The organism is Candidatus Poriferisodalis sp. (assembly GCF_965205175.1).
Taxonomy (GTDB): domain Bacteria; phylum Actinomycetota; class Acidimicrobiia; order Acidimicrobiales; family Poriferisodalaceae; genus Poriferisodalis.
This window is the reverse complement of sequence record NZ_OZ242038.1, coordinates 60,229-80,725: the sequence shown is the minus strand read 5'-3', so window position 1 is coordinate 80,725 and position 20,497 is coordinate 60,229. Positions and strand designations below refer to the sequence as shown.

General features: G+C 68.0%; 17 protein-coding genes. 11 read left to right on the top strand and 6 right to left on the bottom strand.

The features are described 5' to 3' along the window. Positions 1 to 41 precede the first annotated feature (41 nt). Positions 42 to 2,744: a pyruvate dehydrogenase (acetyl-transferring), homodimeric type gene (gene aceE, locus ACOGI4_RS00325; protein ID WP_419841971.1), complete on the bottom strand. Its 2,703-nt coding sequence runs from the start codon at positions 2,742 to 2,744 to the stop codon at positions 42 to 44. 71 nt (positions 2,745 to 2,815) lie between these two features. On the opposite strand from aceE, the gene ACOGI4_RS00320 reads away from it, so the two are divergent. Then, positions 2,816 to 3,937: a ribonuclease H family protein gene (locus tag ACOGI4_RS00320; protein ID WP_419841970.1), complete on the top strand. Its 1,122-nt coding sequence runs from the start codon at positions 2,816 to 2,818 to the stop codon at positions 3,935 to 3,937. On the opposite strand, the gene ACOGI4_RS00315 is transcribed toward ACOGI4_RS00320, so the two are convergent. The 3 genes from ACOGI4_RS00315 to ACOGI4_RS00305 all read right to left on the bottom strand — a co-directional run bounded on the left by ACOGI4_RS00315 (position 3,934) and on the right by ACOGI4_RS00305 (position 5,172). Then, positions 3,934 to 4,377 carry an SRPBCC family protein gene (locus tag ACOGI4_RS00315; protein ID WP_419841969.1) on the bottom strand — a complete coding sequence of 148 codons (444 nt, stop codon included), beginning with the start codon at positions 4,375 to 4,377 and terminating at the stop codon, positions 3,934 to 3,936. The two genes, ACOGI4_RS00320 and ACOGI4_RS00315, sit on opposite strands and share 4 nt — an antisense overlap. A gap of 69 nt (positions 4,378 to 4,446) precedes the next feature. Next, complete coding sequence (locus tag ACOGI4_RS00310) at positions 4,447 to 4,665, bottom strand: hypothetical protein (protein ID WP_419841968.1); 219 nt, start codon at positions 4,663 to 4,665, stop codon at positions 4,447 to 4,449. Positions 4,666 to 4,740: 75 nt separating this feature from the next. Further along, positions 4,741 to 5,172 carry a hypothetical protein gene (locus ACOGI4_RS00305; RefSeq protein ID WP_419841967.1) on the bottom strand — a complete coding sequence of 144 codons (432 nt, stop codon included), beginning with the start codon at positions 5,170 to 5,172 and terminating at the stop codon, positions 4,741 to 4,743. A 419-nt stretch (positions 5,173 to 5,591) separates the two neighbouring features. Here ACOGI4_RS00305 and ACOGI4_RS00300 point away from each other — a divergent pair, with 419 nt between their 5' ends. The 4 genes from ACOGI4_RS00300 to ACOGI4_RS00285 all read left to right on the top strand — a co-directional run bounded on the left by ACOGI4_RS00300 (position 5,592) and on the right by ACOGI4_RS00285 (position 11,115). Beyond that, the gene (locus ACOGI4_RS00300; protein WP_419841966.1) at positions 5,592 to 7,112 is read left to right on the top strand and encodes a dihydrolipoyl dehydrogenase; all 1,521 of its coding nucleotides are present in this window, start codon (positions 5,592 to 5,594) and stop codon (positions 7,110 to 7,112) included. Positions 7,113 to 7,204: 92 nt separating this feature from the next. Beyond that, the gene (locus ACOGI4_RS00295) at positions 7,205 to 8,581 is read left to right on the top strand and encodes a dihydrolipoamide acetyltransferase family protein (RefSeq protein ID WP_419841965.1); all 1,377 of its coding nucleotides are present in this window, start codon (positions 7,205 to 7,207) and stop codon (positions 8,579 to 8,581) included. A 5-nt stretch (positions 8,582 to 8,586) separates the two neighbouring features. Continuing rightward, positions 8,587 to 10,293 (top strand): lipoyl synthase, encoded by a 1,707-nt coding sequence (lipA, locus tag ACOGI4_RS00290; protein ID WP_419841964.1) that lies wholly within the window; start codon positions 8,587 to 8,589, stop codon positions 10,291 to 10,293. Positions 10,294 to 10,335: 42 nt separating this feature from the next. Then, complete coding sequence (locus tag ACOGI4_RS00285; RefSeq protein ID WP_419841963.1) at positions 10,336 to 11,115, top strand: hypothetical protein; 780 nt, start codon at positions 10,336 to 10,338, stop codon at positions 11,113 to 11,115. Between the two features lie 63 nt (positions 11,116 to 11,178). On the opposite strand, the gene ACOGI4_RS00280 is transcribed toward ACOGI4_RS00285, so the two are convergent. After that, the gene (locus ACOGI4_RS00280; RefSeq protein WP_419841962.1) at positions 11,179 to 12,003 is read right to left on the bottom strand and encodes an enoyl-CoA hydratase/isomerase family protein; all 825 of its coding nucleotides are present in this window, start codon (positions 12,001 to 12,003) and stop codon (positions 11,179 to 11,181) included. 179 nt (positions 12,004 to 12,182) lie between these two features. Here ACOGI4_RS00280 and ACOGI4_RS00275 point away from each other — a divergent pair, with 179 nt between their 5' ends. From ACOGI4_RS00275 to ACOGI4_RS00250, 6 genes are all read left to right on the top strand, one after another. Next, on the top strand, positions 12,183 to 13,568 hold the full coding sequence (locus ACOGI4_RS00275; RefSeq protein ID WP_419841961.1) for a 4-hydroxyphenylacetate 3-hydroxylase N-terminal domain-containing protein: 1,386 nt from the start codon (positions 12,183 to 12,185) through the stop codon (positions 13,566 to 13,568). Positions 13,569 to 13,594: 26 nt separating this feature from the next. Next, complete coding sequence (locus ACOGI4_RS00270) at positions 13,595 to 14,548, top strand: ABC transporter ATP-binding protein (protein ID WP_419841960.1); 954 nt, start codon at positions 13,595 to 13,597, stop codon at positions 14,546 to 14,548. Positions 14,549 to 14,586: 38 nt separating this feature from the next. Next, entirely contained in the window at positions 14,587 to 15,537 is a 951-nt protein-coding gene (locus ACOGI4_RS00265; RefSeq protein WP_419841959.1) for a hypothetical protein, read from the top strand. Then, the gene (locus ACOGI4_RS00260; protein WP_419841958.1) at positions 15,537 to 16,568 is read left to right on the top strand and encodes an ABC transporter ATP-binding protein; all 1,032 of its coding nucleotides are present in this window, start codon (positions 15,537 to 15,539) and stop codon (positions 16,566 to 16,568) included. Before ACOGI4_RS00265 ends, ACOGI4_RS00260 begins: the two co-directional genes overlap by 1 nt. Beyond that, on the top strand, positions 16,565 to 17,380 hold the full coding sequence (locus ACOGI4_RS00255; RefSeq protein ID WP_419841957.1) for an ABC transporter permease: 816 nt from the start codon (positions 16,565 to 16,567) through the stop codon (positions 17,378 to 17,380). The genes ACOGI4_RS00260 and ACOGI4_RS00255 overlap by 4 nt, the downstream gene beginning before the upstream one ends. A gap of 81 nt (positions 17,381 to 17,461) precedes the next feature. Further along, positions 17,462 to 18,505 (top strand): glycosyltransferase family 2 protein, encoded by a 1,044-nt coding sequence (locus ACOGI4_RS00250; protein ID WP_419841956.1) that lies wholly within the window; start codon positions 17,462 to 17,464, stop codon positions 18,503 to 18,505. A 71-nt stretch (positions 18,506 to 18,576) separates the two neighbouring features. Here the strand turns inward: ACOGI4_RS00250 and ACOGI4_RS00245 are convergent, their stop codons facing one another. Then, the gene (locus tag ACOGI4_RS00245; protein ID WP_419841955.1) at positions 18,577 to 20,373 is read right to left on the bottom strand and encodes an acetyl/propionyl/methylcrotonyl-CoA carboxylase subunit alpha; all 1,797 of its coding nucleotides are present in this window, start codon (positions 20,371 to 20,373) and stop codon (positions 18,577 to 18,579) included. Positions 20,374 to 20,497: the final 124 nt, after the last annotated feature.

Below are 20,497 nucleotides of genomic sequence, written 5' to 3'. Positions count from 1 at the left end.
GAGCGCTGACGGTGGCTGAGACACCGATTGCGAGACGCCGCTCAATGCACCGAAGGCGACCATGGATCGGCGCTGTCGGTCGCCAGTCCGTAGCGCTTGATGGCCTCGGTCACCAACGACGCGTCGATCTCGCCCAGCTCGGCGAGGCGCCACAGCACCGCGACGGTGATGTGCTCGGCCGTAGTCTCGAAGTGCTCCCGCAGGCGGCTGCGGGTGTCGCTGTGCCCGAAGCCGTCGGTGCCCAGCGAGGTGTAGTCGCGGCCGATCCAGCGCGACACCTGGTCCGGCACGGCACGCATGAAGTCGGTGACGGCGACGACTGGGCCGATGCCGTTCGCCAGCTGACGGGTGACGAAGGGCAAGCGCTGCGGATCTTCAGGATGCAGGGTGTTCCAGCGCTCGCACGACAGCGCCTCCTCCCGCAACGCCTTGTACGAGGTAGCACTCCACAGATCGACGCCGACGTCGTGCTCGGCCGCGAGCAGCTCCGCCGCAGCCCGCGCAGCTCCCTGTGCCGAGCCGGAGAACAGGATGGTGCCGCCATGGGCGCGGCCCGTGGGAGGCACGGCATAGCGGTACAGCCCGGCCAGCAAGTCGCCGACCGCGAGGTCGTCCGGTGCCGGCGGCTGAATGTAGTTCTCGTTGTAGATCGTCAGGTAGTAGAAGACGTCCTCGCCGTCGCCGTACATGCGGCGAATCCCGTCCTGCACCACGGCCGCAAGCTCGTAGGCGAACGCCGGGTCGTAGGCCTGGCAAGGCGGCACCACCGAGGCCAGCAGCGGCGAGTGACCGTCCTGGTGCTGCAGGCCTTCGCCCATCAGCGTCGTCCGACCAGCAGTCGCGCCCATCAGAAAGCCGCGCCCTCGCATGTCTGCCAGCGCCCAGATCATGTCGCCCACCCGCTGGAAGCCGAACATCGAATAGAACGTGTAGAAGGGCACCATCGCCACGCCGCGAGTTGCGTAGGAGGTCGCCGCGGCGGTGAAGCTGGCCAGCGCCCCCGCCTCGGTGATGCCTTCTTCGAGGATCTGGCCGTCGATGTGCTCGGTGTAGGACAGCAGCAGGTCGTGATCCACCGGTTCATAGAGCTGCCCTTGGCTGGCGTAGATGCCCAGTTCCCGGAACAGCGAGTCCATGCCGAACGTGCGGGCTTCGTCGGGGATGATCGGCACGACCCGTTCGCCGAAACCGGGTTCGCGGGTCATCGCCCGCAGCATGCGGGTGAAGGCCATGGTGGTCGACACCGCCATCTCGCCGGAGCCGGCCGCGAACTCCGAGAACGGGGCCGAACTCGGCATCGGCAGCGCCTTGCGGCACCAGTTGCGCATCCGCTTGGGCAGCGGTCCGTTGAGTGCCTTGCGGCGAGCCATCAGGTACTCGTGCTCGGCGCTGCCAGGAACGAACCGGCAATACGGCGGATCGTCGGGATCGAAATCGGCGTCGATCTCAGCGTGCAGCCGCAGCCGTTCACGGATGGTCAGGAGCTGTTCGCGGCTCAGCTTCTTGATCTGATGCGTGGCGTTGCGGGCTTCCAGGTCGGGCCCCAGCGTCCAGCCCTTGACCGTCTTGGTCAAGATGACCGTGGGACTGCCTTCGTGCTCCATCGCTGCTCGGTACGCCGCGTAGAGCTTCTTGTAGTCGTGGCCGCCACGGGGGAGCGTCTGCAGCTCCTCGTCGGAGAGATGTGCGACCATCTTGCGCAATCGCGGATCGGGTCCGAAGAACTTCTCGCGGATGTATGCGCCGCTCTCCACCGAGTAGCGCTGGTACTCGCCGTCGATGGTGTCGTTCATCTTGTTGAGCAGCACGCCGTCGCGGTCGCGAGCCAGCAGCTCGTCCCAGCGGCCGCCCCAGATCACCTTGATCACGTTCCAGCCCGAGCCTCGGAAGTTGGCTTCGAGTTCCTGGATGATCTTCCCGTTGCCGCGCACCGGCCCGTCGAGGCGCTGCAGGTTGCAGTTGACCACGAAGATCAGGTTGTCGAGCCGTTCCCGCGCCGCCAGATGGAGCGCGCCGAGAGTCTCGGGCTCGTCGGTCTCGCCGTCGCCCACGAAGCACCACACCTTGGAGGCTGCGGTGTTGTCGATGCGGCGATGGTGCAGGTAGCGGTTGAAGCGAGCTTGGTAGATCGCCATGATCGGCCCGAGTCCCATCGAGACGGTCGGGAACTCCCAGAACTCGGGCATGAGGCGCGGGTGCGGGTACGACGACAACCCCGTCCGGCCGATCTCGCGACGGAAGTGCTCGAGGTCAGTGTCGTCGAGGCGGCCTTCGAGGTAGGCCCGGGCATAGATGCCGGGCGCAGCATGGCCTTGGATGTAGATGTGGTCGCCGGGTTCGCCGTCGTCCTTGCCGTGCCAGAAGTGGTTGAAGCCCACGTCGTAGAGAGCTGCCGAGCTGGCGAAGGTGGACAGATGGCCGCCGATGCCGTCCGCCCAGGAGTTGGCGTGGGTCACCATGGCCACGGCGTTCCAGCGGATGAAGGCCCGCAGACGCTTCTCGATCTCCTCGTCGCCGGGGAACCACGGCTCGGCCTCCGGCGCGATGGTGTTGATGTACGGGGTGGAGACGGTGGCGGGAAAGTCGACCTGCAGCTCGCGCGCCTTGGACATGAGCCGACGGATCAGGAAGCGTGCGCGGTTCTTGCCTCGCTCCTCGACGACTGCCGCGAACGACTGCAGCCAGTCGTCGGTTTCCTCGGGGTCGATGTCGGGGATCTGCTCGCGCAGCCCGTCGAAGAGCATGGGTTCTAGTCTCGCATCTCGATGAGCCAGAGGCAGCCAGCACCCGCAGACCGCACGAACGGGGACCCGAGATGAGTCAGCAGCCGAACGGTTCGGCGCTGGAGGTCTTCACCGACGGCTCCTGCTTGGGCAATCCCGGGCCGGGCGGCTGGGCCTACGTCGTCGACGGCGGGCCGTGGGCCAGCGGGTACGAGCCGTCCGCCACCAATCAGCGCATGGAGGTCGCGGCGGCGGCGCAGGCCGTGGCGGACTTGGACGGGCCGCTGCGTGTGGTCAGCGACTCCACCTACGTGGTGAAGTGCTTCACCGACGAGTGGTGGAAGGGCTGGCATCGGCGCAACTGGCTGAACTCGGCACGCAAGCCGGTGGCCAACCGTGACTTGTGGGAACCGTTCATCGATGCGGTGCTGAGCAGGGGCGACGTCACTTTTGCCTGGGTGAAGGGCCACGCAGGGCAGCGCCTGAACTCTGCCGCCGATCTGCTGGCCGTGGCTGCCGCTGGTGCTCGCGAGGGACGCAGCGGCAGGCGGTTCAGCGACGACGTGCTGGATCAGCTTGTCGACCCCCGAACGCGCGAGTGCGCAGGCGCTGCAGGTGCCGCAGCCGAACGCGCAGCGAGGGACAGCCGGCCGGAATCGGCGGGCGGGCGGTCGCGGGGGCGCACGTCGGGCAGCCCGAACCGCGCGAACCGTGAAATCACCGGACATGTGCTGGCGATCCTGGGCCACCGCCCGCCGGAACTCGGCGGCTACGACGAGAACTCCACGTCTCGCCGCGTGCTTCGCCGGCTCAGCGATGTGCTGGCAGCCAAGCGTCAGATGCACCCGGACCTGCTTGTGGCGACCGGTCTGGGCCTCGGGGCGGAGACGCTCGGTGCCGAGGCCGCGCTCGCGGCCGGCGTGCCGTATGTCGCGGTGCTCGCCTTCGAGGGCGTCGAGCGTCGGTGGCGAGGACCTGCACGCCGGCGCTTTGCCGAACTGCGAGGCCGAGCAATGCGTGAATTCGTGCTGAGCGCGGCTGCCCCCATCGACGGGGAGGCGTTCGGCAAGGCGATGCGGCGGCGCGACACGTGGTTCTTGCGCAACTGCGACGAGGCGATCCTGGTTCGCAGAGCCGACGACCGCTCCTTGGCGGACTTGCATCGGCGCTTGGAGGAGGCGCTGGACGACGTGATGGTGGTAGAGCCCGACTAGTTCGGCTGGTCTTCGGTGGAGTCTCCGGCGACGAGCGTCTCCAGGCGTTCGAGCGTCTGCTCCATCGCCGGATGGTTCTTGCGAGGTGCGCCGATGAGTTCGATAGTCCACGGCAAGAGCGCCGTTGACCAGTCGAACGTCTCCCGTACCAGCGTGCCGCCGTCTGGCTGCGACTCGAGCTCGAATCTCCAGCGATGGCCGTAGAAGTGCGCCCAGGCGATGAGGCGGTTCTCCTCGAATTCCAGCACCCGATTCTTGATGGTGTAACGGATGCCGAGCTTCATGTTCATCGAGAAGGTGCTGCCGAGCGAGAGCGGAGCATCGCCGGAGACGAGGCGCGAGACGGTGCCGGAGCCGTCGATCTCGCAGTGGCGGCTCGGATCGGTCAGCACGGCGAAGATGCGTTCTGCCGGCGCGGCGATGAGCCGCTCCGCACTCACGCTTCGCTGCCTGCTGCGCTCGCCCATCTGCGTCACTGCCTGACTGTCGGCTGTTGGCCCAGTACCTGCTCAGGCCGGCGACAGCGCGTCGGCGACGATGTTGTCGGGAATAGTGCCACTGCCGCGTTCGATGGTGCCGTCGGCGCGCACCAGGATCCACCGCGGCTGCGATGTCACCCCGAACTGCACCCACAGGTCGCCGCCGAGGTTCGCGGCCTGAGGGATGTCGCTCAGGCGGTGCTTGGCAACGAAGCCTCGGTAAGCGTGCTGGGTGTCACCGCCGGGCACGCCGACGATGTGCAGTTCGTCGCCGTGGACGGACTTCAGCTCTGCGACCGCAGGCGCCTCTCGATTGCACGACGATCACCATGGTGCCCAGAACCACAGAAGAATGTCGTTGCCCGCGGTGGTGGCCAGGTCGAACGGCTGCCCGTCGAGCTGCGCCCCTGCCAGCAGCAAGATCTCGGGCCGGGTCTCGGTGGCAGCAGGCACCTGGGCAGTCGTTGCGGTCGCTGCCGCAGGCTCGGTGGACGCTGCGTCTTCGGTGCCGTCGCCCGGCAGCGCAGTGCTGCCGCCGTCGGGGAGCGCAGCAGTCGAGCCGGATGCAGTGGTGCCGTCGTCACGTGTGGAGGCGGGTGCAGTGGTGGCGATCGCCTGATCTGGCGAAGTCGCCGCAGCGGTCACCTGCGTCGAACCACCGGGATCGCTCTGGCACCCAGCGGTCGCAGCCAGCATTCCTGCAGCAGCAAACACCACCGCACCCCAGAAAGCCGCTCGGCGCACCGAACTCGTCACCCCGACGACGCTACCGCCAGTACGGACTGGCACCCAGCCACCGCGCCCGCCCCTGCTGCCGCACCCGCCCATGCCCGTCTGCCGACACCGCCGACCGTGCCTACTTGCCGACACTGCCGAGCGCCGAGCATTGTCCGCGCCCCGCCACTCGCTGCTCCCGGCCGCTGCCGCGGGTTACCGTCGATTCCGTGAGCACGCGAACACTCATCGCCCTAGCGCTCGCCACCGGCCTGCTCATCCTCGTTGCGTTCGCAGTCCAAGTCCTCATCGCGCTCTAGCTCTAGCTCGGCGCGTCACCTATGGATGTTGTTGGCCCGTGATGCCGGTTGCACGGTGCTGGCTGGAACACTGGGAACCAATGGGCGCCGCCGGAGGGTTCGTGCGGGCGACTGCGCTTGGCGGCGTACCCTCGTTACGCGATGGCAGGCGACGCACGAACTGGCGGGGCGAGCGGTACTGAGCGGTTCGACCTGGTGGTGATCGGGGGTGGCCCCGCGGGGTACGGCGCGGCGCTGTACGCCGGGGCTGCGGGCATGAGCGTGGCCTTGGTGGAGCGTGACCGGCTAGGAGGCACGTGTTTGCACCGCGGCTGCATTCCGGCCAAGGAGCTGCTGGAGACCGCAGCCGTGTGGCGCACCGTCTGCGAAGCAGCTGATTTCGGCGTCAACGTCGAGCCGCCGGTGCTGGACTTCGGTGTTTCGCAAGCCCGCAAGCAGCGCATCGTGGACAGTCTCGAAACGGGTGTGCAGGGCCTTCTGCGGCGGCGCAAGGTCACCGTCTTCGAGGGCACGGGCCGGCTGTGCGCCGACCGGTCGGTCGTCGTCGATTCGGGCAACTCAGCCGAAGCGACGCTGCACGGCGATCATGTCCTGCTCGCAGCCGGTTCGGTGCCGAGGACGCTGCAGGGATTCGAGCGCGACGGCACGCTGGTCATGACGTCCGACGAGGTTCTGGCCCTCGAACAGGTGCCCAGCCGCGTGGCCGTGATCGGCGGGGGCGCCATCGGCTGCGAGTTCGCCTCGATGCTGGCCGACCTCGGCGCTGAGGTCACCGTGCTCGAGTACGCGCCGCAGATCATTCCGGGCGTCGATGCCGACATCGCCAAGGCACTCGCTCGTGCCTTCGCCAAGCGAGGAATCACGGTGCGCACGGGCTGCGAGGTGACCGGACACACCCCCAAAGGCAGTGACGCTGTAACTGGCGACGCCACCGGCACGACGGTGTACTACAGCGTGGCGTCCCGACCCGGCAGGGCTAACCCAAGCAGTGCTGGTGCCGCTGAGCCCGCGTCCGTTGATCCCGAGTCAGTCGAGGTCGATGCGGTGGTGGTATCGGTCGGCCGCCGTCCGTTCGCGGATCACCTCGGCCTTGACGACACCGGGGTCCAGCTGGACGAGCGTGGCTTCGTCGTGGTCGACGAGATGTGCCGCACCTCCATGGCCGGCGTTTACGCCATCGGCGACCTTACCGATACTCCCCAGCTTGCTCATGTGGGATTCGCGGAGGCCATAGTCGCAACCCAGGACATGCTCGGCGAGTCGCCTGCGCCGGTCGACTACGCGAACGTGCCGTGGGCGATCTACTGCCACCCAGAGGTGGCCTTCGCGGGGCTCAGCGAGGCGGCGGCCCGCGAGGCCGGCTTCGACGTGGTGGTCTCCAAGCACCGCTTCAGCGGCAACTCGCGCGCCATGATCGTCAACGACACTGAAGGTCTTGTCAAGATCGTGGCCGAGCGGCAGCCCGACGGCGCCGCTGGGCGCATCCTGGGTGTTCACATGATGGGGCCATGGGTCACCGAGCAGTTGGGTCAGGGCTATCTCGCGGTCAACTGGGAAGCCACCGTCGCGGAAGTGGCGGCGCTCGTGCAGCCGCACCCCACGCTGTCGGAGCTGTTCGGCGAGACGATGCTGTCGCTCACGGGGCGCAGCCTCCACGGATGAACTGTCCGAGATGACGCAGACGCCGGTCTCGAATACAAGCCGCAACGCTGCATGAAGACTGCTGAAAGACGGTTGCTGCATGAAGGCTTGTGATGGCTGAGGTCGTGCTGCCCCAGCTCGGTGAGACCGTGACCGAAGGGACGATCATCCGCTGGTTCAAGCACCCCGGCGAGTCCGTCACGCTGGGCGAGACGCTCTATGAGGTGTCCACCGACAAAGTGGACAGCGAGGTGCCGTCGCCTATGGAGGGCGTCGTCGCCGAGATTCGGGTGCCCGAAGGCGAAACCGTGGATGTGGGCACGGTGCTGGCCATCGTCGATCTGACAGACGCGGCCGCTTCGGCCCCGCCCGCCCCAGCCCCTGCGTCCGTCGCAGTTGGGGCCCAGCAAGAAGCGCCAATCGATGCCGGCAGCGCCGTGACGGCGCAGCCTGCGACTCGGACGGGTGAGAGCGGGTTGGCTGACCATGCGTCCATCCGACCCGCAACCGGCAGCGGCGGCTACCTGCTCTCGCCGGTCGTGCGGCGCCTGGTTCGTGAGCACGGCTTGGACCCCGCTGCGCTGGCGGGCACTGGGGTCGGCGGTCGTATCACCCGATCCGACGTGCTCAACGCCATCGACGAGCGCCAGCGCGCCGCCGCCATGCCTGCGGCGACACCGGCTCGGCCGTCAGTCGGTGAGGACCCGCCGCCGGATCGGCCGCTTCGCTCGGTGCCAGCGCCGCTGGCTGCTGCCGGTACGGCCGACTGGACCGACGGAGACTCGTGCTTTGAGGCCTTCAACAACATTCGGCGACGCACCGGCGAGCACATGGCGCACTCGGCGGTCACCTCGCCGCACGCGCTGACCGTTGTGGAAGTCGACTACGAGCAGGTGGAACAGGTGCGCAGGGCCCATCGAGAACAGTGGCGGGCCGCGGAGGGCTTCAGCCTCACCTACCTGCCGTTCATCGTGGTCGCAGTCGCAGATGCGCTGGCGCATTGGCCGCGGATCAACGCTTCGGTAGAAGAGGGCGGCCTGCGCATCTGGCGCCGGCCGAACATCGGCGTCGCCGTGGACCTCGACTACGAGGGGCTGATCGTGCCAGTGCTCCACGATGCCGACGCACTCAGCCTGCGAGGCGTCGCCCGCAAGATGAACGAGTTGGCCGGCCGCGCTCGGGAGCGGCGCCTGACGCCCGACCACATTGCCGGCGGCACCTTCACCATCTCCAACAACGGCTCCTTCGGCACCTACACGACTGCGGCCATCATCAATCAGCCCCAAGTCGCCGTGCTGTCCACTGACGGCGTCGCCCGGCGGCCGGTGGTGGTCACGGACCGATTCGGCAATGAGGCCATCGTCGTGCATTCGGTGGGCCACCTGGCCATGGGTTGGGACCACCGGGCATTCGACGGCAGCTACGCAGCGGGCTTCTTGGGGCACATCCGCCAGATGCTCGAACAGCACGACTGGGGAGCGGAGCTGTAGGGCCGATGTTGCAGGTGCGCTGGCTGGGACGCGTCGGCTACCGCGAGGCGCTCGACCTGCAGCGGCGCCTGTGGACTCACCACACGGGCGACTACCTGCTGCTGCTCGAGCATGATCACGTCTTCACCGCGGGACCCAACGCAGACGAGGCCAACTTGCTCGTCGCCCCCGGCGCGTTCGGTGCCGACTGCGTACGCATCGACCGCGGAGGCGACTTCACCTACCACGGTCCGGGTCAGCTCGTCGGCTATCCGATTCTGACGCTGGAGGGCCGTCGCGGCGGCGGTCTCGCCGAGACAGCTGCCTACGTCTTCGATGTGGAGCAGGTGCTCATCGAGGCGTTGGCAGACGTCGGGCTGCCAGGCTGCGGCCGGCTTCGGGAGTACCCGGGAGTGTGGCTCGACCTCGACGGCACGCCGCGCAAGGTGGCGGCCATCGGCGTGCGGCTGCGGCGCGGCCGCACCATGCACGGTTTCGCGCTCAACGTGGACACCGACCTCGCGTGGTTCGATCGGATCGTTCCGTGCGGCATTCGCGACTACCGCCCCACGTCGCTGCGAGCCGAAGGGTGTACAGCATCGATGCGCGACGTGGCCGACGCCGTCGTCCGGCGTGCGGCGCAGCGCTGGGGCTACGGCGACTGCAGACGAGCAGACGTGGCCTGGCGCCGGCATCCGTCGAATCGCACCGCCGACAGCGGCAATCTCAACCCTGAGCTTGAAGCAGAACTCGAAGCACTGGGCTGGGGCAGCGGTCCGGGTCGGGTGGCGATCGCACCGCCGCGCAGTCGCAGCCGTCTGGCGCAGGCAGGAGTAGGCGGCGGACTCCAGCTCGACTCCCGCAAGCCGGCGTGGCTGCGCACTCGGGTGGATGTCAACGAGGGGTATCTCCGTCTGCGCAAGATCATGCGCCGACATGACTTGGCGACGGTGTGCGAGGAGGCCGGCTGTCCGAACATCTTCGAGTGCTGGGGTGCAGGGACGGCGACGTTCATGCTCAACGGCGAGCGCTGCACGCGTGCGTGCGGCTTCTGCTTGGTGGACACGCGTCGGCCTGCGCCGCTCGACCCCGACGAACCGCGCCGAGTCGCTGCGGCGGTGGCACAGATGGAACTGGGCCATGTGGTAGTCACAGCTGTTGCTCGCGACGACCTGGCCGACGGCGGGTCCGGCGCATTCGCCGAGACCATCGCCGCAATCCGAGACCGGTCGCCCCACACCACCGTGGAAGTGCTGGTGCCCGACTTCGGCGGCGACGCCGAGTCGCTGAGCACGGTGATCCACGCAGGTCCCGACATCGTGAATCACAACATCGAGACGGTGGCTCGTCTGCAACGCGCCGTGCGGCCCTCAGCCGGCTACGCCCGCAGCCTCGCATTGCTGGCACGCAGCGTCACCACCGGCTGCGTCACCAAGTCGGGCGTCGTCGTCGGCATGGGCGAGGATGACGCCGAGGTCGACCTCACACTTGCCGACTTGGCGGCCGTGGGCGTGAGCATCGTCACCATCGGCCAGTACTTGCGGCCAACGGGTCATCACATTCCGGTTGCCCGCTGGGTGCCCCCCGAAACTTTCGAGCGCTGGCGAGCGCTGGGCATCACGCTTGGCCTCGGCTATGTCCAGGCGAGCCCGCTGACGCGATCCAGCTACCACGCATCCGAGTCAGCAGCAGCAGCGGAACTCGACGCCCGAACTCCCCACGTCCCGGCGTAGCGCCGCCAGACATCCAGCAGCGGGCATTGAGTGCAGCCAGCAGTGAGTGACGGCGCGCCGGTGGAGGTGGCCACGGTGATGTGCCAGTGGGCCACCGGGGGACTGGCGTACCTGTGGGTGACGACCCGCCGAGTCGAGGTCGGCCTCGGCTACGGCTGGCTGTTGCGTTCGCTGTACGCCGTGATTGCAGTCATTGGGGCGGTCGCTGGCTTCGTCTTCCAGCCGGACGCCGTACGTGATGTGGCTTGCATGGCAATGGCGCTGTGCGCCGGTGCAGCTCTGGTGCGCTCCGCGCTGCCCACGCGACGTGGGACAACCGAAGGCTTCGACCCGCGTTGGGACCTCGCAGCGCCGCTGGCGGGACTGGTGGGGGTGGTTGCGGCGGCGCTCGACGCGAGCGGCGGTGTCGCGCCCGCGCTGCATCTGGCCCGGATGATCGTCGGTGCTGCATTTCTCGGCGTGGTCAGCGACGCAATGCTGCTGGGTCACTGGTACCTGGTGCAGCCGGGGCTGCGGCGTGCGCCGCTGCGGCAGCTGGTACGCCATCTCGGCGGCATCTGGCCGATCGAGGTGGGGCTGCTGTTGCTTCCCACCGGCATGATCGCCGTGCTGAGCGGAAGCATCGACGACGGCTACGGCGGCCTGCTGGGCTGGTTCTGGGTTGCCTGCGCCGTTACGACAGCGGCGCTTGCTGCGGTGGCGATGGCGGCGCTGCGCGAGCGCCAGTACGCGGCGGTCATGGCCGCCACCGGGCTGCTCTACCTCGCGATCCTGACGGGGTTCGGCACCGACCTCGTCGCTCGCCTCACCTTGGCGAGCTGAAGGACGCAGGCGGGCCGAACCCATTGCTCCCGGTGTCCCACGGGCCCTCCGTCGGGGGTTCGTTCAGGTGCCGGTCCATTGGGGCGGACGCTTCTCGGCGAAGGCCCTTCCGCCCTCTGCGGCGTCATCGCTGGCGCCCACGATCCGTCGGATCGACTCGCCCATGCGCAGCGCCTCGGTCCAGCCCATGCGCTGGCTGCGCCACGCCACCTCCTTGACGGCACGGACTGCAAGCGGCGCGCCTTGGCACAGCCGCTCAGCCAGCGCGCAGGCTTCGTACATCAGCGTGTCATGGGGCACGACCTTCCATGCCAAGCCCAGGTCGCGGGCCCGTTCGGCATCGAAGTTCTCGCCGGTCAGCAGGATTTCCATCGCATTCGCCCAGCCGATCTTGTGCGGCATGCGCATCGCGCCCACGACGGTCGGCACGCCGATCCGCACTTCAGGCATGCCGAACACAGCACGGTCCGACGCGATCAGAAAGTCCGCCACCAGCGCTCCGGTGAGCCCGTAGCCGATGCAGGCGCCGTTGACCGCTGCGATGATCGGCTTGTACAGCTCGAGGCCGCTCTCGAGGCTGTTGACGGTCGGTATCTCGAAGTACGACCCCGACCAGGTGCCCGCTGAACCCCGCGTCGGGTCGCGCAGGTCCGCCCCGGCGCAGAACGCACGGCCGGCGCCGGTCATGATCGCCACCCAGGCGTCGGGATCGTTGTAGAACTTCGTCCACGCAGCGTTCAGGCACTGCCGCATGTCGCCGTTGATGGCGTTCATCGCTGAGGGTCGGTTGTAGGTGATGGTGGCGATGCGGCCGTCGAGTTGGTAGGTCGCGGCCGCGTCGGGGTCCGACACGTCGGGCACTGGACCCTGGTAGGAGGGATCGGTCATGGCTGCCGTTCTAGCCCACGCGCATTGGGGCGCATCGCTAAGGTCGCTGCTGGTTGCACTGCGATGACGCTCGGAAGGTGTCTGCGTCGCGTCAGCAGTGCGCCGTCCCGACATCACCACGAGCGGGGCACCACGAACAGGGCACCACCCAGAAGGCATCAAGCAAGGGGCAGCTCACGATGCGCACCGGCCAGCAGTACAGGGAATCGCTCGACGACGGACGTATGACGTACTTCGAGGGCGCCCAGATCGACGACTTGGCAACGCACCCGATCCTCGGACAGACCGTGGACGCTACAGCCGCGGGCTACGAACGCTTCTACGACCCCGCGCCGGATGCCACCTCGCCCCTGATGACCGTCCCGCGCAGTGCCGACGACCTGCGAGCCATGATCCCCCTGCTGCATTCGGCGGGGATGATGGCCCACGTCACCTACACCTCCATCCAGACGCTGAAGACCGCAGCCGGCCGCATGGTCGACTCGAAACCGGACTACATCGAGCGGATGGATGCCTTCATCGAGGAGGCGCAACGAGACGATGTGCGGATCACCCAGTGCATCACCGACGCCAAGGGCGACCGCAGCCGGCCGCCGGCTCGCCAGGACGACCTGGACTCCTATGTCCGCGTCGTGGATCGTCAGCGAGACGGCGTGGTGCTGCGGGGGGCGAAGCTCCACATCACCGGCGCCTCCTTCGGCCACGAACTGCTCACCATCCCGACCAAGGCGATGAAGCCCGGCGAAGAGGACTGGTCGATCGGCTGCTCAGTGCCCGTCAATGCGCCGGGCGTCAAGATCATCAACACGACCTACGCACCGCGACACACCGACGTCCGTGCGTTCCCGGTCTCCGGCGAGCACCACTACCCCGAGGGCTTCGTGATCTTCGACGACGTGTTCGTGCCCCACGAGCGGGTGTTCCTCGACGGCGAGACGCACTACGCAGCCGTCTTCGCCCACGCCTTGGGGCTCTGGGAGCGCCTCGGCGGCCTGTCGGCATTCGTCGAGGAGGCAGACCAGCTGGTGGGGCTGGCCCAGCTCGTGGCCGAAGCGAACGGCACCGCAGGGATCGGTCACGTCAAGGAGAAGATCTCCGAGATGATCATCCACGCCACCCTCATCCGAGCAGCGCTGGAAGCCGCCATCGCTCACTGCTCGATCGGCCCTGAAGGTGCGGCATTCCCCAATGAGCTGTACACGAACGCCGGCAAATTCCATGCCGCTGCCAACTACAGCGCCATCGTGCGGCACCTGCACGACATCGCCGGAGGCGCCGTGCTGACCTCGCCGGTGCCCGCCGACTTCGAGCACCCCGACGTGGGGCCGCTGGCGCGCAAGTACATGTCCACCGGCCACGATGTGGACGGCGAGTACCGCGCCCGACTGATGCACACCATCCGGGACCTCACCGCCGATGCCTACGGCGGCTGGAAGTTCGTCACCAACCTGCAAGCAGGAGGCGGCCTCTACGCCCAGCGCATCGTCACTCGCAAGCACTACGACCTTGACGCCGCCAAGACCAAGGCGTTGGCCGTGGCCGGGCTCGCGCCTGCCGGCCACTGAGGCCCCGTGCCGCATAGTCTGAGCGAGTGAGCGATGCTGCCGATGCTGATGCACGGCCAGTGATCGCTTCCACCCAGGCGCTGACGCAGCGGTTCGGATCGACGTTGGCGCTCGACGCGCTGGACGTGCAGATCCTCCCCGGCGTCACGGGACTCGTGGGCGCGAACGGCGCCGGCAAGACCACGCTGCTCAACGCGCTGCTCGGCCTGCGGACACCGACGTCGGGGTCGGCAACCGTGTTGGGACTCGATCCTCGCAGCCAAGGTGCAATGTTGCGGACCCACGTGGGCTTCGCTCCCGAGCGCGACGTGCTGCCCGACGAGATGCGGGCGGTCGACTTCGTGCGCCACTTGGCGCAGGTGCGCGGCATTCCCCGCAGCGCAGCGCGCACTCGGGCGTCGGACAGCCTGTGGCTCGTGGGGCTCGGCGAAGAACGCACCCGCACGCTTGGCACCATGTCCACCGGTCAGCGTCAGCGGGTCAAGCTGGCGCAGTCCATCGCAGCGGACCCGCAGCTGGTGCTGCTCGACGAGCCGACCGCGGGACTCGATCCCACCCAGCGCAGCGAGATGCTCTCGCTGGTGGCCGAGATCAGCTCAGAGCATTCGGTCAGCGTGATCTTGTCCTCGCACTTGCTTGAGGAAGTCGAACGGGTCTGCGACCACATCGTTGCGCTGCAAGCGGGACGCCTCGTGGCGAACGGGCCCATGGCGGAGCTGGTGGGCGACGACGAGGGCATCACGCTGGAGCTGGTCGATGTCGCCGAACCGGCCGGATCGGTGGACGAGGTGGAGCGCTTGTTGCGTCGCGTCGGCGTCGAGGTCGAGCGCACGGGCACCACGTTGCGGCTCGGAGGGTCCGAACGCGGCGCGATCAGCGATCACGCACGCGATGCTGTTGCGCAAGCGGGTGCGCGCATTCGACGGCTGGAAGCCCGACGTCGCACGCTGGCCGACCTGTTCGAACCGACGGCGCCGTGAGCCGGCTCAGCGAGCCCGCGCCATGGGCTGACGGGTCTGTGACTGCATCGTCGGCGACCGTACTCGACGACAGCGCGGCCTTCGACGACGGGGCGGCGCGCATTCTGGATCAGAGCTATCGGCCCTACGAGGGCACTCGCCACCGGCTCGCGGGCGCGATGCGCGCGGTGGTCGGCTCGTCGTTCCGGTTCACGCTGGGCTTCGGGCGCTCGGCGCGTCACAAGGTCCTGCCGTGGCTGGCGGTGGTGATCGGCGTGGTGCCCGCGATCGTGTTCGTCGGCATCGCCACCGTGCTCGACGTCGACTTGATCTCCGACCAGATCCTGCCCGACTACCACGAGTACTACGGATTCATTCGGGTGGCCCTGTTCTTCTACTGCGGCATCGTCGTGCCGGAGATCCTCGTGGCCGACCGGCGCAACGGGATGCTGCCGCTGTACCTGTCGACGCCGTTGCGCCTGTGGAGCTACCTGGCCTCCAAGGCGGCTGCGGTGGCCGCGACGCTGGCCGTGCTCACCGTCGGGCCGCTGCTGTTCTTGCTCGTGGCCTACACCGTCGAGGGTTCGGGGCCGGGCGGCGTCGGCGACTGGCTCATCGTGTTGCTTCGCATTCTGGTCGCCGGTGCCGCAATAGCGGCAACCGTCACGGCAGCCAGCTTGGCCATATCCAGCCTGACCGACCGACGGGCCTTCGCCGTCATCGGCGTGATCCTGCTCCTGCTGGGCAGCAATCTGATCACCAGCGCGCTCGTCGAGGTCGCCGATCTGGATCCGCGCCTGTACGCCTTCAATCTCGGCGAGATCGGCGCCGCGCTGAAGGACCGGATCTTCGGCGTCGAGCCTCCGTTGCCGACCCAATCCAGTGAAGGCTCGCCCGGCTGGCGCATGAACGAGTTGTCGACCATGTTCGTGGTCGCGGCCAATGTCGCTTGGGTGCTCGTCGGCGGCGCGGTGGTGTGGTGGCGCTACCGCCGGACCGTGGAGAGCTGATGAACACTCGGCCATTGCCGGCCCCGGCGCCGCGGCCCGATGCGGCGGCCGCAGGAGGGCCTGCAGGCAGCCCGCCTGCCGACAGTCCGAGGCCCGAGGTCAACGGTGCTTTCCCTTCCGGCATGGTCGAGGTGCGCGGCGTGTCCAAGTTCTTCGGCGATGTGGTGGCCGTCTCGGATGTGTCCTTCTCTGTCCGCGCCGGCGTCACAGCGCTGCTGGGGCCCAACGGCGCCGGCAAGTCCACGCTGTTCCGCATGATGTGCGGGCTCACAGCGCCGTCGCGGGGAAACGTGCGGGTGCTGGGCGCCGACGCACGTGCCGACCGCGAGGTGCGGGGCCGGATCGGGCTGGCGCCTCAGCAGGACGCGCTGTTCGACAGATTCGACGCGCTCGGCTTCGTGCAGCTCGCCGCGGCTCTGGCCGGTGTCGCCGATGCTCCCGCAGCCGCCCGGCATGCGTTGGGACTGGTGGAGCTGGACCCCGACGACCATCGACCGGTGGCCGGTTTCTCCAAAGGCATGCGCCAGCGCGCCAAGCTGGCTGCAGCGCTCGTACACGATCCCGACGTGCTGATCCTGGACGAGCCGCTCAACGGCCTCGATCCGGTGCAGCGTCGCCGCATGATCGCACTGCTGGAGGAACTCGGCGCGCAGGGCCGCTGCGTGCTCGTGTCCTCCCATGTGTTGGAGGAGGTAGCGAGGCTCGGCTCTCGGATTCTGGTGATCGCGCAAGGCCGACTCGTGGCAGGCGGCGACTACCGCGAGCTTCGGGAGCTGATGGACGATCGCCCCCATCGCATCAGCATCGAGGCTGACAAGCCTCGCCATCTCGCAGCGATGCTGGTGCGGCTGGGCATCGCCGTGGGTGTGCGCGTCGACGGCGACGTCGTGGTGGCCGACACGCTCGACGTGGATCGGCTGGGACGCGATATCGCGCCGGTGGCCAAGGCCATGAGCGTCCGCCTGCGCCAGATCGTCCCGCTCGACGACGACCTCGAATCGGTGTTTCGCTATCTGGTGGAACGTCGATGAGCGCGCCGCACGAAGCCTCGGTCTTCGCGGTTGCCGGCACCGCGTCGGCGGGCCGGCCCGTCGGTGCTGTGCGAGCCACGGTGCTGTGCTACCGAGTCCTGCTACGCCAGATCGTCTCCGCGGGTCGACTCTGGGCACTCGGAGCGTTGGGCGCTGCCATGATCCTGGTGGGCTGGGTCGTCGGCAATGCGGCCGAAGACGGCACCGATGGGCTCGTAGATCCGCTGCTCACGGGCGCCAGCTACGCCGACGGCTTCGGCCTGATCTTGATCGTGCCCATCGTCTCACTGGTCTTCGCCGCCGCTGCGCTGGGCGACGCGCGCGACGACGGCACGCTCGTCTACCTGTGGCTGCGTCCCATTGGCCGCGCTCCGCTGGCGTTGGGCGCAGCGTGTGCTGCGGTCACCGTGGCGCTGCCGCTGTGCGTCGCGCCGACGGTGGCGGGCGGCTGGCTAGCGACCGATTTCGTTGCAGGCTCCGGCGCCGTGGCGCTGGGCGCGTTGGCTGCGGCCGCACTGGGCGCGGTTGCCTATTCGTGCGTGTTCGTGCTGTTGGGGCTGCTGTTCCGCAAAGCGGTCCTGTGGGGGATTGCCTACGTGCTGCTGTGGGAAGGCTTGGCGGTGGGCCTCGGCGACTTCGCCGAGCGTCTCTCGCTGCGCGGCTACGCTCGTGCCGTGCTCGCGCGGATCGCTGACGTGGATCTGGGCTTCACCACCTACGGCTTGGTCGCCGCCATCTTCGTGCTTGCCTCGGTCAGCGCGCTGAGTCTCGTGCTCGCCACGGTGAGACTGGGTCGTCTCGACGTGGACTAACCGGCTCGGACGTGGCCGCGGCGGTGCTGCGGCCCGTCAGTCCCGGGCATGGAGCGCGCTGGACGCAGACACAATGAACGGGTGCGGCTCGTCATCCAGATTCCTTGCCTCAACGAGGAGGAACATCTCGGCGAGACCCTCAGCGCGCTGCCGCGTCACGTGGACGGTTTCACCGAGGTGCTGTGGCTGGTCGTCGACGACGGCTCCACCGACGACACCGCGAACGTGGCCCGGCGTCACGGCGCCGATGCCGTCGTCAGCCTGACGCAGAACAAGGGACTGGCCGTCGCCTTTGCCAGCGGTCTCGATGCGGCGCTGCGCATGGGTGCCGACGTCGTGGTGAACACCGACGGCGACAACCAGTACGACGCCGGAAGCATCGGCCGGCTCACTGAGCCGATCGTGGCCGGCCGCGCCGATCTGGTGATCGGCTCGCGCGACATCCGCAACCATCGGGAGTTCTCGCCGTTGAAGAAGCGGCTGCAGCGGCTCGGCTCGTGGACGGTTCGCCAGGCCTCGGGCACCGACGTGGCCGATGTCACCTCCGGTTTTCGTGCCTACAGTCGCGAGGCTGCGCTGGCCGCGAACGTCGTGTCGCGCTTCACCTACACGCTGGAGACGGTGATCCAAGCGGGCAAGTCCGATCTCGCGGTGGCCGACGTGCCAGTGCCCGTCAATCCCACCAGTCGACCGTCGCGCCTGTTCACCTCAAAGCGCCAGTACGTGCGAAGGGCTGCCGGCACGATCGCTCGCGTCTACGCCATGCACGAGCCGTTGCGGGTCTTTGCGGTGCCGGCGGCAATCTTCGCTGCGGTCGGCGTGACCCTGTTCGCTCGATTCGGTTGGTTTCTGGTGACCTCGGGCGGCTCGGGCCATGTGCAGTCGCTCATCATCGGCGCAGTTGCGCTGCTCGTGGCAATGCAGCTGGCCATGCTCGGCATCCTTGCCGATTTGCTGCGCGCCAACCGCGTGGTGGCAGAGCGCACGCTGCGCCGAGTGCGGTCCATCGAGCTGGACATCTTCGACATGCGCAACGACCGCAAGCTGACCCGGCGGCCACAGCCCGACGATGTTCAAGAACCGGACGACAGGCGCGACGAGACACCCGATGATGGAGACGATTGACGGGATGATCGGGGCATGTCGCGCCGGGCAGGCAGAGCCGGCCGGTGCCGCTGAGGACGCGCAGCCGAGATTCAGGAGATCACGACCACCACGTCGCCCGCTCCGACCGTGTCGCCGGGCTGGACCTTGATGTCCGAGACAGCGCCGGAGCGGTCAGCGCTGATGCTGTTCTCCATCTTCATGGCCTCGAGCACCACCACACCCTCGCCGGCGGTGACGGTCTGACCGATCTCGACCAGAATCTTGACGATGGTGCCCTGCATTGGCGCCGTCACCTGCCCGCTGCCGGAACCGGCTGAAGCACCTCCGCTGGAGCGGCGCGGCCGAGACACCGCGTTGGCGGCACCGGCCGTCGTGGCTGTGGTGAGCGCGGGCGCCGCGTCGGGCACCCACGCGCTCACCGAGAACCGTTTGCCGTCGACTTCCACCACTGCGTCCCGTCGCACCAGCGCCGCCTCGCCATCGCGAACGCCAAGCGACGCATCTTCGGATCCGTCAGCACTAGTGCCGGCAGCGGCCACATTGCTCAGATCCAGTCGTTCCTCCACCCATTTGGTGCTGTGCGTGCCGGCGCGGAATTCCGGCGAGGCCATGATCTGCACATGTGCCGGCGCTGTGGTCGCGATGCCGCCGATGCTCAGCTCGTTGAGGGCTCTCTCCATTCGGGCGATGGCCGTCGGACGGTCTGAGCCCCAGACGACGAGCTTGCCGACGAGGTTGTCGTAGTACTGGCTGACCGTGTCGCCCGGCTCGTAGCCGCCGTCCCAGCGAACGCCGAAGCCGTCGGGCACGCGCAACGAGGTCAGTCGACCAGGCGACGGCAAGAAGCGGCCGTCGGCCGGATCCTCGGCATTGATCCGAGCCTCGATGGCGTGGCCGACCGATGCCACATCCGACTGCGTGAACGACAGCGTTTCCCCTGCAGCCACCCTGATCTGCTCTCGCACCAAGTCGATGCCGGTGACCATCTCGGTGACTGGGTGTTCAACCTGCAGTCGGGTGTTCATCTCCAAGTAGAAGAACTCGCCGTCCTGGTAGAGAAACTCCACGGTGCCGGCGTTGGCGTAGTTGCAGCCGCGCGCCACCGCCAAGGCGGCGTCGCCCATGGCGGTTCGTGTGGCATCGTCGAGCATGGGCGCCGGACTCTCCTCCACCAGCTTTTGGTGCCGGCGCTGAGCAGAGCAGTCGCGCTCTCCGAGCCACACGGCGTTGCCGTGGTGGTCGGCAATGATCTGCATCTCGATGTGGCGCGGCCAAGTGAGGTACCGCTCCATGTAGCACTCGCTCCGCCCGAAGAAGGCCTCGGCCTCGCGCTGTGCCGATGCCAGCGCAGCTTCGATCTCGTCGGGCCCGTGGACCACCTTCATGCCGCGTCCGCCACCGCCGTAGGCCGCCTTGACGGCAATGGGATAGCCGTGCTCGGCGCCGAACTCGGCGACTTCGGTGGTCGAGGCGATGATCTCGGTGGTGCCGGGCACGCCGGCCACGCCTGACCGTTCAGCGGCCAACCGCGCCGAGATCTTGTCGCCCATCACTTCGATGGCCTCGGGCGGCGGCCCCACGAAGGTCACGCCTCGGGCCGTCACGGCGCGAGCGAAGTCGGCGTTCTCGGAGTAGAAGCCGTAGCCGGGATGAACCGCATCGGCTCCGCAGCGCGCGATGACGTCGATGAGCGCGTCGGTGTGGAGATAACTCTCGGCCGCGGTCTGACCTCCAAGCGCGAATGCCTCGTCCGCCAGGCGCACATGCATGGCGTTGCGGTCCAAGTCGCTGTAGACCGCCACCGAGGCGATGCCCAGCTCGCGGCAGGCCCGAATGATGCGCACGGCGATCTCGCCGCGGTTGGCGATGAGGAGCTTGCCGAACACGAATCAGGCGCCGCTTGGACGCAGCGCTCGCCAAGACTGTGTTTGCGAAGACAGGGTTTGCGAAGACAGGGCTCGCCGATACCGCGTTGGCCAATACATGGTCCGGCGACGCTATTGCGCGTTG

What these genes read in the sequence shown, in the direction of transcription:
- ACOGI4_RS00275 (WP_419841961.1), top strand. Translation starts at nt 12,183, where the DNA reads ATGCGCACCGGCCAGCAGTACAGGGAATCGCTCGACGACGGACGTATG.
- ACOGI4_RS00300 (WP_419841966.1), top strand. Translation starts at nt 5,592, where the DNA reads ATGGCAGGCGACGCACGAACTGGCGGGGCGAGCGGTACTGAGCGGTTC.
- ACOGI4_RS00280 (WP_419841962.1), bottom strand. Translation starts at nt 12,003, where the DNA reads ATGACCGATCCCTCCTACCAGGGTCCAGTGCCCGACGTGTCGGACCCC.
- ACOGI4_RS00320 (WP_419841970.1), top strand. Translation starts at nt 2,816, where the DNA reads ATGAGTCAGCAGCCGAACGGTTCGGCGCTGGAGGTCTTCACCGACGGC.
- ACOGI4_RS00295 (WP_419841965.1), top strand. Translation starts at nt 7,205, where the DNA reads ATGGCTGAGGTCGTGCTGCCCCAGCTCGGTGAGACCGTGACCGAAGGG.
- lipA (WP_419841964.1), top strand. Translation starts at nt 8,587, where the DNA reads ATGTTGCAGGTGCGCTGGCTGGGACGCGTCGGCTACCGCGAGGCGCTC.
- aceE (WP_419841971.1), bottom strand. Translation starts at nt 2,744, where the DNA reads ATGCTCTTCGACGGGCTGCGCGAGCAGATCCCCGACATCGACCCCGAG.
- ACOGI4_RS00260 (WP_419841958.1), top strand. Translation starts at nt 15,537, where the DNA reads ATGAACACTCGGCCATTGCCGGCCCCGGCGCCGCGGCCCGATGCGGCG.
- ACOGI4_RS00255 (WP_419841957.1), top strand. Translation starts at nt 16,565, where the DNA reads ATGAGCGCGCCGCACGAAGCCTCGGTCTTCGCGGTTGCCGGCACCGCG.